10 protein-coding genes are annotated in these 13,376 nt (G+C 71.9%); 1 reads left to right on the forward strand and 9 read right to left on the reverse strand.

Going from position 1 to position 13,376, the window contains the following annotated elements; genetic code table 11:
* Nucleotides 1–11 precede the first annotated feature (11 nt).
* Entirely contained in the window at nucleotides 12–959 is a 948-nt protein-coding gene (locus ACZ4SA_RS19980) for a helix-turn-helix transcriptional regulator (protein WP_468276161.1), read from the forward strand.
* A 105-nt stretch (nucleotides 960–1,064) separates the two neighbouring features.
* Here the strand turns inward: ACZ4SA_RS19980 and ACZ4SA_RS19985 are convergent, their stop codons facing one another.
* The 9 genes from ACZ4SA_RS19985 to ACZ4SA_RS20025 all read right to left on the reverse strand — a co-directional run bounded on the left by ACZ4SA_RS19985 (nucleotide 1,065) and on the right by ACZ4SA_RS20025 (nucleotide 13,102).
* Nucleotides 1,065–1,679: a YdeI/OmpD-associated family protein gene (locus tag ACZ4SA_RS19985; RefSeq protein ID WP_468276164.1), complete on the reverse strand. Its 615-nt coding sequence runs from the start codon at nucleotides 1,677–1,679 to the stop codon at nucleotides 1,065–1,067.
* A 162-nt stretch (nucleotides 1,680–1,841) separates the two neighbouring features.
* Complete coding sequence (locus ACZ4SA_RS19990) at nucleotides 1,842–2,528, reverse strand: helix-turn-helix transcriptional regulator (protein WP_468276167.1); 687 nt, start codon at nucleotides 2,526–2,528, stop codon at nucleotides 1,842–1,844.
* A 253-nt stretch (nucleotides 2,529–2,781) separates the two neighbouring features.
* Complete coding sequence (locus ACZ4SA_RS19995) at nucleotides 2,782–4,677, reverse strand: outer membrane protein assembly factor BamB family protein (RefSeq protein WP_468276170.1); 1,896 nt, start codon at nucleotides 4,675–4,677, stop codon at nucleotides 2,782–2,784.
* Between the two features lie 52 nt (nucleotides 4,678–4,729).
* Entirely contained in the window at nucleotides 4,730–6,526 is a 1,797-nt protein-coding gene (locus ACZ4SA_RS20000) for an outer membrane protein assembly factor BamB family protein (protein ID WP_468276173.1), read from the reverse strand.
* A gap of 271 nt (nucleotides 6,527–6,797) precedes the next feature.
* On the reverse strand, nucleotides 6,798–8,603 hold the full coding sequence (locus ACZ4SA_RS20005; protein ID WP_468276174.1) for an ABC-F family ATP-binding cassette domain-containing protein: 1,806 nt from the start codon (nucleotides 8,601–8,603) through the stop codon (nucleotides 6,798–6,800).
* A gap of 43 nt (nucleotides 8,604–8,646) precedes the next feature.
* A complete protein-coding gene (locus tag ACZ4SA_RS20010) occupies nucleotides 8,647–9,960 on the reverse strand; it encodes an acyltransferase family protein (protein WP_468276177.1) in 1,314 nt (437 codons plus the stop codon).
* Nucleotides 9,961–10,071: 111 nt separating this feature from the next.
* Entirely contained in the window at nucleotides 10,072–11,004 is a 933-nt protein-coding gene (locus ACZ4SA_RS20015; protein WP_468276180.1) for a 4-(cytidine 5'-diphospho)-2-C-methyl-D-erythritol kinase, read from the reverse strand.
* Nucleotides 11,001–11,861 carry a 16S rRNA (adenine(1518)-N(6)/adenine(1519)-N(6))-dimethyltransferase RsmA gene (gene rsmA, locus ACZ4SA_RS20020; RefSeq protein WP_468276183.1) on the reverse strand — a complete coding sequence of 287 codons (861 nt, stop codon included), beginning with the start codon at nucleotides 11,859–11,861 and terminating at the stop codon, nucleotides 11,001–11,003. The genes ACZ4SA_RS20015 and rsmA overlap by 4 nt, the downstream gene beginning before the upstream one ends.
* On the reverse strand, nucleotides 11,858–13,102 hold the full coding sequence (locus tag ACZ4SA_RS20025) for a ubiquitin-like domain-containing protein (protein ID WP_468276341.1): 1,245 nt from the start codon (nucleotides 13,100–13,102) through the stop codon (nucleotides 11,858–11,860). Before ACZ4SA_RS20025 ends, rsmA begins: the two co-directional genes overlap by 4 nt.
* Between the last annotated feature and the right edge of the window lie 274 nt (nucleotides 13,103–13,376).

The raw sequence follows: 13,376 nt of genomic DNA on the forward strand, positions 1-13,376 counted from the left end.
GTTTTGTCGGCGTGCGAACCGACCGGCTGGTGGCCATCCTCCTCATGCTGCAACGGCGCGAGCAGGTGACAGCAGCAGAGGTCTCCCGAGAGCTGGAGGTCTCCGAGCGCACCGCCCGCCGCGACCTCGACGCCCTGGCCATGGCCGGGGTGCCCGTGTACTCCGTGCAGGGCCGAGGCGGCGGCTGGCGGCTCGTGGGCGGCGCCCGTACCGACCTGTCCGGGTTGACCGCCAGTGAGGCCCGCGCCCTGTTCCTGGCTGTCGGCCCGGCCTCGGCTGCGACGCCGGCCGTGAAAGCAGCTCTGCGCAAGCTCGTCCATGCTCTGCCGGAGCCCTTCCGGGTGCAGGCCGAGGCAGCAGCGTCGTCGCTGGTCATAGACCCGCAACGATGGGGGGCGAGCCGGGTCGAGCACCAGCCGCCTCGCTTCCTCGACGAACTCCAGGACGCGGTGATCCGCGGCGTTCAGGTGCGGCTCGGCTACGTCGACAGCAAAGGCGTCGACACCCGGAGAACCGTCCACCCGCTGGGCATCGTCGCCAAAGGTCCGGCGTGGTACCTCGTCTCCAACACCGAGACCGGCCGACGGGCCTTCCGGATCGACCGCGTGTCGTCCGCCGACCCGACCGACGATCCCGTGCACCGACCCGAGGACTTCGACCTTGCCGAGAGCTGGTGCGAGATCGCCGACGAGGTCGACCGCAAACGAACGCCGCTGGAGATCCAGGCGGTATGCACACCCCACGGGATAGGCATACTCCGGATGGCGCTCGGCGGCCGGCTCGACGTGGGAGGTTCCACGACCGACGGCCGCATCGAGGTCGTGATCCGCGGCCACAGCCAGTACATGCTCGCCGGCGAGCTCGCCGGGCTGGTCGAATGGGTCGAGGTGACCGGCCCTCCGGGTGTCCGAGACCACCTGGCCTCGATCGGCAACGCGCTCGTCGAACGATACGGCTGACCGCGCACCAGCGAAGACCTTCACGCTTCTTGAAGCGGACGAGACAGAGCTTCGAGAACAGTTCCGCTCAACAGCATGGGTTTGTCCGTTCCGGCAGACGCCCGGTCACGACATCGGCGGGTCCGCCGGCTTGGCTCGCTGCGGGTGGACCGTCTCGTGCCGGACCAGCATCGCCACGCACTCGGCGATCTTCCGGGTGCGCGTCTCGGCCCGCTTGACGGCATTGACCCGGCTGATGAGGGCGAAGCGGTTGGTCTTGGTGAGCACCTCGAACATCGCCTGCGCCGCTGGGTCGGCGGCGATCGCGGCTCGCAGGTCTGCCGGCACCTCCGCTTCCGATGACGGCGCATAGGCGGCCGTCCACCGCCCGTCGGCCTTCGCGGCGTCCACCGCGGCGCGGCCGGCGGGCAGCATCAGGCCGGCCGCCTCCAACCGGGCCACGTTGGCGACGTTGCGCTGGGACCAGACGCTGCGGGGCCGGCGCGGGGTGAACCGCCTCCAGGAACTCCCCTCGTCGCGCTTGCGGGCCTGCCCGTCGATCCAGCCGAAGCACAGTGCCTCGTCGACCGCCTGCTGCCAGGTCAGCGTGGTAACGGAGCCGCCCTTCCTGGTCAGGGCGAGCCACACGCCAGGAGAGGCGGAGTGGTTGTCCAGCAGCCACGCGCGCAGCGCCGCGCCGTCAGCAACGATCAACTCATCCAGCTCGGTTCCGGTCACCACCGCAGGTTAGTGCCGCAACCCGGTGTTGCGACCTGTCGGGGTGACTCGTTGAGCCCGCAGCGTCGGTGTCGGCCTGGCTCGCCCTCACCGACGCCACCGTGGAGAACGGCTGCCTGCACATCGCCCCCGGCACCCACGAACTCGGCCGCCGGCCTCGGCGCGCTACCCCGTGCCGGGCGGCGACACGGTCGCCGCCCGGTCCAGCAGCCCGGTCCGGGCGGCCAGCGCCGCCGCCTCCAACCGGGAGCCCACGCCCAGTTTCATCAGCACGCGCTGCACATGCGTACGGGCCGTGCTCGGCGCGATGCCCATGCCGACCGCGATCAGCCGGGTGTCCTCGCCCTCCGCGACCCGCACCAGCACCTCGACCTCGCGCGGGGTCAGCAGATGGAGCAGCCGCTGGCCCTCGTCGTCGGGCTGCGAGGCCGGGTTGAGCAGCTCGGCGAACGCGCCCTGCAGCAGTTGCGGCGCCACGACCGCCTCGCCCGCCCGCGCCTTCACCAGCGCGCGCTCCACACCCTCGATGCGTTCGTCGTGGCGCACATAGCCGGACGCGCCGGCGGCGAAGGCCGCCGCGATCCCCCGGGGACTGGGAACGGGCCCGAGCACCACCACCGCCACCTGGGGCCGCTCCCGCTTGATCCGCACGATCGGGTCGAACGCGCCGGGCTCCGCCGGGGCTGCCGTACCCAGCAGGCACACCTCGGGAGACCGGGCGATCACCAGCTCTGCGGCACCGGCGGCGGGCGCGGCAGCCGCGAGCACCCGGTGGCCGCGCAGCTTCAGCGCAGAGGCCAGCGCCTCGGCCAGCAGTCTGTGGTCGTCGACGACCATGAGCCGTACGCCCATAGGGCAACCCCTCCCGCGCTGGAGTCGGCCCCCCGGCCCTCCCGCTACCCCGTTGGTCCCGGAAAGCTACACGCTTGTTCGACATCGCGCGCCCCTAACCGGGCAGAAGCCGCCCGTAATGCCGAATTCCTCGGCAATAAGGCCACTTGCGCGCCCCGGACCTGACGCGGACCGTGCACACAACCGCGGCCCGGTCCATCGCCTGTGGTGATGGACCGGGCCGCGGTTGTGTGTGCTGCGGTACGGCGGCCGGTCAGCCCTTCGGGCCGAAGGAGATGGCCATGTACTTCGTCGAGCTCTCGCTGTCGGGGCGGGGCTCGCTCAGGGTGTCGTCCGCGATGAACAGGCGGCCGCCCACGAAGTGGTACTCGGAGCCGGTCTCCACGAAGCTCGTCTCGGCGTCCCGCACGGTCTTGTCCGCGGGGTTCTCCAGCAGGACGGTCTCCTCGAAGGTGGCGCCGTTGATGCTGACGACCTGGCCGCCCTTGTCGTACGGAGGCCACTTGTAGGCGATGACGTTGCCGCCGTCCATGCGCAGCGGCAGCGAGTGGTAGCCGTTGCCCGCGTCGGCCCGCCCGCTGACGGCCTTCCCGGTCGCGAGGTCGAAGGCGACGATCTCGTTGGTCCGCGAGTACGACTCGCCGGTGCCCTCGTGCTCCTCCGTCGGCAGGTAGAGCTTGCCGTTGCCGACGACCACGAACTGGCAGCCCTCGACACCGTCGCTGGGGGAACACCTCGCAAGGTACTTGTCGCCGGGGATGGCGATCTTGGCGAGCAGCTTGCCGGTCTTGGCGTCGATGGAGAAGAAGTCCGAGATACCGAACATGCCCGAGTCACCGACGTCGGCGGCGACGACCAGCGGGTTCGAGGAAACGATCCGCGCGTCCTCGACACCGTCCGGCATCTTGAACGTGGAGAGCGGAGTGCCCTTCTCCGGGTCGAGCGGCTGAATGGTCACCGACGGGTTGTCGTACGAACCGCACCGGCGCACCGCGACCAGCGCCTCGCCGCCGCCGTAGCCGATGTCGCGGCACTCGTTGGCGTCGACGGTGGGCTTCCAGCGGACGGCGCCGCTGGTCAGGTCGAAGGCCGCGCTGCCGCCGAGGTATCCGGCGGCCACGGTGTTGCCGCTGAGGGTGACCTGGTCGAAGCGGGACTTCTCGTCACCGGTGGAGTCGCCGGTGACGGACTTGCTCCACAGCAGCTTGCCGACGGTGAGGTCGACGACGCCGACCTCGGAGCACGGCGGGTAGCCCTTGTCGCCCTTGGCCCGCTTCTTGGCCTCGAAGACGATCGCCGTCCTGTTGTCGTCGGTCATGTGACGCGAGGCGGCACAGACCTGACCCGGCAGCGGCAGGGTCCACAGGACGGAGCCCTTCGCCACGTCGTGGGCGACGATCGAGTTGACGCTGGTCTTGACGAAGGCCTTGTCCGTGACCCAGGAGCCCGGCACGCCGGTCACGTCGAAGCGTGCGGGCAGCGGCAGCTGGAAGGCGACCCGGGAGGCGGTGTCGGCCGGGGCCTTCTCCTTGCCCGGACCGTCGGGCGCGGCCTTGGCCGAGTCCCCCTTGCCGCCCTCCTTGTCCCCGCCCGTGCCGTCCGAACTGCCCTGGGCCTGGTCGCTCTTGCCGCCGTCCTTGGTGGAGGAGTACCAGAAGCCGCCGCCGATGATCAGCGCGATGGCGACACACGCGGCGATGACGATCTGCAGCTGCGTCTTGTTCAGCAGTCCGCCGCTGCCGCCGGACGCGGCGGGCGGCTGCGCCTGCATCGGCTGTGTCGGCGCGCTGTAGGGCTGCTGGCCCGGCGCGCCCTGCTGCGGGTAGCCCTGGGGAGGCTGGCCGGGCGCGCCCTGCTGCGGGTAGCCGTAGCCGGGCCCAGTGGGCGGCGGCGTCTGCGGGTGGCCGTAGCCCGGTTCGGCGGGCGGCGTCTGCGGATAGCCGTACGGGGCACCCTGCGGCGGCGCGGGCGGCGTGCCGTACCCGCCGGCCGGCGGCTGTGCCGGCGGCGCGGCAGGCGGCTGGGCGGGCGGCTGCGCCGGAGGCTGGTCCTTGGACAGCCCGAATCCGCCGCCCGAAGGCTGCTGGTTCGGAGGCTGGTTCGGGGGCGGACCGGGCGGCTGGTTGGGCGGTGGCGGCGGCTGCGTCATGGCGTGCTTACCTCTGGGGAACGGAAGTGGGGTCCTACGGCTTCGAAGACGGTCACTGGCCGAAGCCCATCATGGTCTTCGTCTCCTGCTCCGCCTTGTCGTTGGGCGCGCTCACGCGACCGCTGGCGATGAAGAAACGGCCGTCCGCGTACACCATCTTCGGACGGAAGAAGGAGCTCTCGATCTCCGCGGTCGAGGCCGGGTGCTGGAGCAGCATCTTCGGCGCGCCGCCGGTCGGCGCCACGGTGGCGACGCCGCCGCCCGTGTCGAACGACGGCTGCATGTAGACGAGGACGTTGCCGCCCTCCATCCGCAGCGGCGTCATCTTGCGCTCCCCGCCGCCAGGCGCACGCCAGGCCTCCTTGCCGGAGTCGAGACTGAAGGCGACGAGCTCGTTGGCCTTGCCGTACTCGGTCTCCGTGGCGATGTAGAAGTGCTTCGCGTCGGCGGCGACGCCGGTGCAGCCCTCGAGGTTCTGGCCGAAGATCACGAACCCGCCGCCGCAGCGCGGCTGGAACTTGTCGTTCTTGCCGCCCGAGATCTGCGAGCGCAGTTTGCCGTTGTCCGTGAGAGCGAGGATCGACCACTTCTTCTCCGGCTCACGCTGGGTGACGGAGATGACCAGTGGGCTGGCGGAGTAGACCTTGTCGATCTCCCAGCCCTCGGGCGTGTTGTACGTCCACTTGGGCTTGCCACTGGTCGGGTCGATCTCCTGGAGCTGGTGCTTGGGCTTGTCGTAGTCGTCCGTCGGGCAGCTCGCACCGGCGAGCAGCCTGGGACCGCCGGCGAAGGCGAACGGCTTGCAGCCGCTGCTCGGCTTGCCGAAGAGCTGCTTCCCGTCGGTCATCGAGAAGCCGTACGAGTTGCCGGTGCCGCCGACCGCGAGCGTGTCGCCGCTGATGGCGAGCGTGAAGTCGGAGAGCGAGCTGAACGCGCCGGACGCCTTCGGGATCGGCTTCTTCCAGCCGGCCTTGCCGGTCTTCAGATCGATCATCTGAAGGTCGTTGCACTTGGCCCTGTCGGTGAGGCCGTCCTTGACACCGACGACGATCTTGCCGTCGGCGGAGATCTGCGCCGGAGCGGAGCACACCTCCGCGGGCAGCGGCACGCTCCACTTCTTCTTGCCGTCGGTCACCGAGTAACCGGCGACCTCGCGGTACATGGCCTTGGCGATGGTGTCGCCGGCCACCCACGGCCCGAACGCTTCGGCGCCGTTGCGCGGCAGGTCGACATCGTTCTTCGTCAGGAAGAGAACCTTGGCCTCGCCGTCCTTGCGCCCGGCGTTGAGGTCGTCGTTGGCCTCACGGCCGTTGCCGCTGCCGTCGCCCTGGTCGACGGTCGCGGAGCCGGTCGGCTTCGGGTCGTCGCTGGACTTGCTGACGTTCGGCTTGTCTTCCTTGTCGTCGCCGCTCAGGGCGAACCAGGTGCCGCCGCCGATGACGAGCAGCGCGGCGGCGGCCGCGGCGACGACGATGCCGGGCTTGCCCTTGAAGAAGTTCCCCGAGCCACCGCCGGTGCCGGGAGCCGGCGCACCCGGGTACTGCGGCTGCGTCGGGTAACCCCCGTAGGGGCCGGGCTGGTTGTACGGCCCGGGCGGCTGGTTGTACGGCCCGGGCTGGCCGGGCGGCTGCTGCTGCTGCTGCGGGTAGCCGTAGCCGGGCTGCGGCGCGGGCGGCTGCTGCGGGTAGCCGTAACCGGGAGGCGCGGTGGGCGGTGGCCCCTGCGGCGGTGCGGGCGGCATCTGCGGCGGCTGCGCGGGTGGCTGAGGCTGCTGAGGAGCGCCCTGCTGAGGGTCCTGCGGGGCCCCGAAGCCCGACTGCGGCGGTTGCTGGCTGGGCGGCTGAGTCATCAGCGCCTCCCCCTTTTTCGTACGGTCTGCTGCCCGGCCGTACTCCCCCGCTCCGGTTCCGGCCGGCAAGTTGCCCCGGAGTGGAGTGAATCGGACAAGGATTCCGTTGTTCTACGTCAGTCGAGCGGGCCTTCTTTGTATCACCCGCGACGAACGAGGAGCGGGCTCGGTCCACCCCTGTTCCCAAGGGAGGACCGGCCCGTGATGGGGTTGTTACTCGGTCTGCACGGCTTCTCTACGCGCCTGTTGCCGCACCCGCTCCCGCAGCCGCTCAGGCGTCTTCCGCCAGCTCGAGCCAGCGCATTTCCAACTCCTCGCGCTCTGTGGCGAGTTCCCGCAGCTTCGCGTCCAGTTCGGCCACCTTCGCGAAGTCGGTGGCGTTGTCGGCGATTTGGGCGTGCAGCTTGCTCTCCTTGTCGGAGAGCTTGTCGAGCTGCCGCTCGATCCGCTGCAACTCCTTCTTCGCCGCCCGGACGTCGGCCGCCGACTTCTCCTTGACCGCGGCGGTCTGTGCGGGCGGCGGCGTCGGGGCGGCGGCCTCGACCATCCGCGCCCGGCGCTCCAGGTACTCGTCGATGCCGCGCGGCAGCATCCGCAGCGTGCCGTCGCCGAGCAGCGCGAACGTACGGTCCGTGGTCCGCTCGAGGAAGAACCGGTCGTGGGAGATGACCACCATGGTGCCGGGCCAGCCGTCGAGGAGGTCCTCCAGCTGGGTCAGCGTCTCGATGTCGAGGTCGTTGGTGGGCTCGTCGAGGAACAGGACGTTCGGCTCGTCCATCAGCAGGCGCAGCAGCTGAAGCCGGCGCCGCTCACCACCGGACAGGTCGCCGACGGGCGTCCACTGCTTCTCCTTGCCGAAGCCGAACTGCTCGCACAGCTGGCCCGCGGTCATCTCCCGGCCCTTGCCGAGGTCGACCCGGTCGCGGATCTGCTGGACGGCCTCCAGCACGCGCAGCGTCGGCGGCAGTTCGGTGACGTCCTGCGAGAGGTACGCGAGCCGTACGGTCCTGCCGACGACGACCCGGCCCGCCACGGGCTGCTCGTCGCCCTGGGAGACGGCGGCCGTGGCGAGGGTGCGCAGCAGCGAGGTCTTGCCGGCGCCGTTGACGCCGACCAGGCCGACCCGGTCGCCGGGGCCGAGCTGCCAGGTCAGGTGCTTCAGCAGCACCTTGGGTCCGGCCTGGACCGTCACGTCCTCGAGGTCGAAGACGGTCTTGCCGAGGCGGGCGGAGGCGAACTTCATCAGCTCGGACGTGTCACGCGGCGGCGGCACGTCGGCGATCAGCTCGTTCGCCGCCTCGATGCGGTAGCGGGGCTTGGACGTACGGGCGGGGGCGCCGCGCCGCAGCCAGGCCAGCTCCTTGCGCATCAGGTTCTGCCGCTTGCTCTCCTCGGTGGCCGCGATCCGCTCACGCTCGGCCCGGGCGAACACGTAGTCGGAGTAGCCGCCCTCGTACTCGTACACCGCTCCGCGCTGCACGTCCCACATGCGAGTGCAGACCTGGTCGAGGAACCAGCGGTCGTGGGTGACGCAGACGAGTGCGGAGCGGCGGGCCTGAAGATGCTTCGCCAGCCAGGCGATGCCCTCGACGTCGAGGTGGTTGGTGGGCTCGTCGAGGACGAGCAGGTCCTGGTCGGCGATCAGCAGCTTGGCGAGTGCGATACGGCGGCGCTCACCACCGGACAGCGGCCCGATGACGGTGTCGAGCCCCTGCGGGAACCCGGACAGGTCGAGGCCGTCGAAGAGCCCGGTCAGCACGTCCCGGATCTTGGCGTTGCCCGCCCACTCGTGGTCCGCGAGGTCCCCGATGACCTCGTGCCGGATGGTCGCCTCGGGGTCGAGGGAGTCGTGCTGCGTGAGCACACCGAGCCGCAGCCCGCCGCTCTGGGTGACCCGCCCGGTGTCGGGCTCCTCCAGCTTGGCGAGCATCCGGATGAGGGTGGTCTTGCCGTCGCCGTTGCGCCCGACGACACCGACGCGGTCCCCCTCGGAGACGCCGAGGGAGACGCCGTCGAGCAGGGCGCGTGTTCCGTACACCTTGCTGGCTGCCTCGACATTGACCAGGTTGACGGCCATTACTCTCCTGACAGGGGGAACGATCGACCTCCCAGCCTACTTGTCAGGTACGACTGCCCCGGCCCGCCCGTTCCACCAGCAGCCAGCCGCCCAGTGCCATGGCCACCGCGGCGGGGGCGCTGACCTGCACGGCGATCAGCGTCGCCGTCCTGCCTTCGAGCAGCCCGCCAAAGCCGACCATGGACAGGCCGAGGATGCCGGACAGGCAGAGTGTGATCCCGGCGGCGGCGATCGGCCCGGTGCCCGGCACGGGCGCGGCCGCGGGGAGCGCCGGCCGCTCGAACCTGCGGAAGACGGCGACGAGCAGTGCGGTGAGCCCCGCCGCGGCGACGACACGCAGCGGCGTCTGTGCCCACCAGATGCCTGTCGCGGGCTCCGGCAGGGCGGCACCGGTCGCGGTCATGGCCCCGTAGACCCCGAGCATGGCCGTCAGATGCCACAGGAACGCGGTCATGGCGATCCCGTTGGCGGCCACGACTCCCCGCCAGACGCGCGGACGACTCACCAGGTCCGCGCCCCGCCCCTTGAGCAGCTCCACGGCGCCGACCAGCCACAGCCCGTGGCACAGCAGGGCGAGGGTCGGCGGGGCCATGTTCGAGACCTTCTGGCCGGGCATGCCGACCATGGACAGCGGATACGGCCCGAGGGCGACGAGCGCGGCGGCGGCGGCGAGACCGGCGGCCGCGAGGACGGCGGGCATCCGGATGCGTCCGTCGGCGCGCAGGAAACCGAGCTGGTGGACGGCGAGCCAGACGAAGGCGAAGTTCAGGAACTCCACAAAGGGAACGCCGACGGCGAAGCGCAGCACGTCCACCGCGACGGCCGCGCCGGCAAGCGCGCCGAAGGCGGCCCAGCCGTAGCGCTCGTGCAGCTTCAGCAGCGGCGGCGTGAACGCGACCATGGCGAGATAGATCCCGATGAACCACAGGGGCTGGGCGACGAGCCGCAAGGCGACGCCGGTCATCCCGCCGCCCCCGCCGAGCAGCTGCACCACGAGCGCGGCCGCGCCCCATACGAGTACGAAGGCGATGGTGGGCCGCAGCAGCCGCTGCAGCCGGCCGCGCAGGAACACGGAGTACACGGACCGGTCCGGGTGCCTGCGTCGCAGCGAACGGTACGAGAGGGCGTGCGAGAACCCGCCGACGAAGAAGAACACGGGCATGATCTGCAGCGCCCAGGTGAGCAGTTGCAGCTCGGGCACGACGGCGAGCAGGTTCCCGACGCCGTCGTCGGTGACGGCGGCCATCAGCCAGTGCCCGGCGACGACGGTCCCGAGCGAGACGACCCGCAACAGATCGATGTACCGGTCCCGGGTATCGGGTGTGAGGTCGGCGAGCTCACGAGCGCTTGTTCCCATGCGGGTACGCTCCCGCGCGACCGGGCCGGGCGGGAGAGCGTTCGTACTCAACTCTGCGGTGAGTACGCGGCGGCCGTGCTCAGCCCCGCGACCCACCGCCGGCGGCCGTGCTCAGTCGGCAACCACCGTCGCGCCCGCCGCCGGCGCCGGCGCGACCCGCGCCGTGCGGCACGTGCCCGAGGCGGTCAGCGCCGCCGAGACCGCCCGCGCCGACTCCTCGTCCTTCGTCAGGAACGCCGTCGTCGGGCCCGAGCCCGAGACGAGGGAGGCGAGCGCCCCGGCCGCGACACCCACGGACAGCGTGTCCGCGAGCGAGGGGCGCAGGGACAGGGCCGCAGGCTGGAGGTCGTTCGACAGCGCGTCGGCCAGCGCCAGGACGTCACCCGTGCGCAGCGCTTCCAGCAGCGGGGCGGAGGCCACCGGTTCCGGGACGCGCACGCCCTCGTTCAACCGGTCGAACTCCCCGTACACCGCGGGGGTCGAGAGCCCGCCGTCCGCCACCGCGAACACCCAGTGGAAGCTCCCGCCGACCGCCAACTCGTCCAGTTGCTCGCCGCGTCCCGTGCCCAGCGCCGCCCCGCCCACCAGACTGAACGGCACATCGCTGCCCAACTCGGCGCAGAGGGAGAGCAGTTCGGCCCGCGGGGAGCGAAGGCCCCACAGCGTGTCGCACGCCAGCAGCGCGCCCGCGCCGTCCGCGCTGCCGCCCGCCATGCCGCCGGCGACCGGGATGTCCTTGGCGATGTGGATGTGCACGTCGGGCGAGATGCCGTGCCGTGCCGCCAGCAGCTCGGCGGCTCGCGCGGCCAGGTTCGTACGGTCCAGGGGAACCTGTCCGGCGTCCGGCCCGGAGCAGGTGATCGTCAGCGACGGCGCGGGGCGCACCGTCACCTCGTCGTACAGCCCCACCGCGAGGAAGACGTTGGCGAGGTCGTGGAAGCCGTCGGGGCGCGCCCCGCCGACCGCCAGCTGCACATTCACCTTCGCCGGCACCCGTACGGTCACGCTCTCGCGCGCGACCTCCCGGCCCTCCCCAGCACTCACTTCTTCGCCTCCGCGATCCGTGCGAACTCCTCCACCGTCAGCGACTCGCCCCGCGCCTGCGGCGACACACCTGCGGCGACCAGCGCCTCCTCCGCCGCGGCCGGCGACCCGGCCCATCCGGCGAGCGCCGCGCGCAGGGTCTTGCGCCGCTGTGCGAAGGCCGCGTCGACGACCGCGAAGACCTCCGCCTTGGAGGCCGTCGTCGCGACCGGCTCCGCCCGCCGGACCAGGGACACGAGCCCCGAGTCCACGTTCGGCGCGGGCCAGAAGACGTTGCGGCCGATAGCGCCGGCCCGCTTGACCTCGGTGTACCAGTTGGCCTTCACGGACGGGACGCCGTACACCTTGTTGCCGGGCTTCGCCGCCAGCCGGTCGGCGACCTCGGCCTGGACCATGACGAGGGTCCGCTCGATGGTGGGGAAGCGGTCGAGCATGTGCAGCAGCACGGGCACGGCGACGTTGTACGGCAGGTTCGCCACGAGCGCGGTCGGCGGCGGTCCGGGCAGTTCCTGCACATGCATCGCGTCGGAGTGCACCAGGGAGAAGCGTGCGGCCCGCTCGGGCAGCCGGGCCGCGACCGTCGCGGGCAGGGCCGCGGCGAGCACGTCGTCGATCTCGACGGCGACGACACCGTCCGCCGCCTCGAGCAGTCCGAGGGTCAGCGACCCGAGGCCGGGGCCGATCTCGACGACGACGTCGTCCGGCTTCACCTCTGCGGTGCGGACGATCCTGCGGACCGTGTTGGCGTCGATGACGAAGTTCTGGCCGCGCTGCTTGGTGGGCCGTACGCCCAGCGCGGCGGCCAGCTCGCGGATGTCGGCGGGGCCGAGGAGTGCGTCGGGATCAGTGGTGCTCACCGATACAGCCTACGGCCGCAGTGCGGCCACGGACTCGCCCCCCGCTGCACATAGAGCTTCTTCGCCCGGTACGTCTGTTCCTCGGCGGGGGCGTCCTGCGGGCGTCCGGTGCCGCCGAGCGCACGCCAGGTGCCGGTGTCGAACTGGTAGAGCCCGCCGTAGTTCCCCGATGGGTCGACGGCGCCGGGCCGCCCGCCGGACTCGCAGTGGGCGAGGGCGGCCCAGTCGAGGCCGTCGGCGCCGCGCACCGAGGACGGCGGTTGCCGGGTGCCCACCCGCACCCGCTCGGTGACGGGCTCGCGCAGCACTTCCTCGGAGATCCACCGCGGCTTCTGGCGGACGCCGTTGACCGTTCGCTGCGCGTAGACGACCCGGCGCACACCGGGGGCTCCCTGCCGTACGACCACCTCGGTGCCCGCGAAGAGCGTCGCGTCCCTGGTCTTCTCCACGGAGAAGTCGATCGGCTCCTCGCGCACTTCCCTGCCGCGGCTGATCCGCATGACGGTGATGGTCTGGCCGTCGCGCGGAATGCCGGTGGGCGGCACGGAGGTGGTGTCGTCGCCGCGCAGCACGATCCCCGCCTCGCCGAGCGCCTCGTGCACCGTGGCGGCGTTGGTGCGGAGGGTGCGCTCGCGGCCGTCGGCCATGAAGGTCACGGCCCGCTCCGTCCACACGTCCAGGACCAGCCCGGTGCGGGGGATCGGGGTGGAGCGCGGAACGGACAGATACGCGCCCTCGGCACGGACCCCGAGGCCCCGCAGGGCTTCCTCGACGGTGCGGGCCGTCGTCCAGACGCGGTCGCGGCAGCCGTCGAGGGTGAGCGTCAGCGGCCTGCCGTGGCGGACGACGATCTCGTCACCGCTGTCGACGGCCGCGTCCGGGCCGGGGGCGACGACATCGCGCGCACCGATGTCGAGCCCTTCGTCGTCGAGGAGTTCGCGTACGTCGTCGGCGAAGGTGTGCATCGTCCTCGGTACGCCGTCGACGGTGAGGCGCACCGCCTTGTCGGAGGCGACGAAGGCGGACGTCCCGCCGGCGAGGAACGCGACGACGAGGGCCTGCGGCACGAGTCGCCGCAGCGTCTCGGGTCGCTCGGCGGCCTTCCGCCGCCGAGCGGCCCGCCGCCGCTGCCCCCGCCCGCCCGCGCCCGCGCGGGTGTCCGCGGCCGTGTCTGCGCCGGGAGCCTGCCTGGGCAGCGGCGGCCGGCTCAGGCCGGTGGCGCGCAGGTCCACGTACGGCACGGTGGGCGCCTGGGCCACGGCCTGCCGTTGGTGCTGCGCCCCCGCCCGGCCGGCGTCCGCGCCCAGGTCCACGTACGGCAGGGTCGGGGCGTACGCAGGCGCGAGCCGGGCGTCCGCCACCGTGGGCTCGCCGGCAGCCCCGTAAGCGGGAGCGACCGGCGGCCACCCCGACTGGGGCGCCGCGGACGGGGCGCCCCAGTCGGGAACGGTCGGCGCCGGTCGCGTGGACGCGCGATGCCCGCCGCGCGCCGCGCGGTGACTGCCCTGCGAATTA

The organism is Streptomyces sp. NPDC027962 (assembly GCF_055566095.1).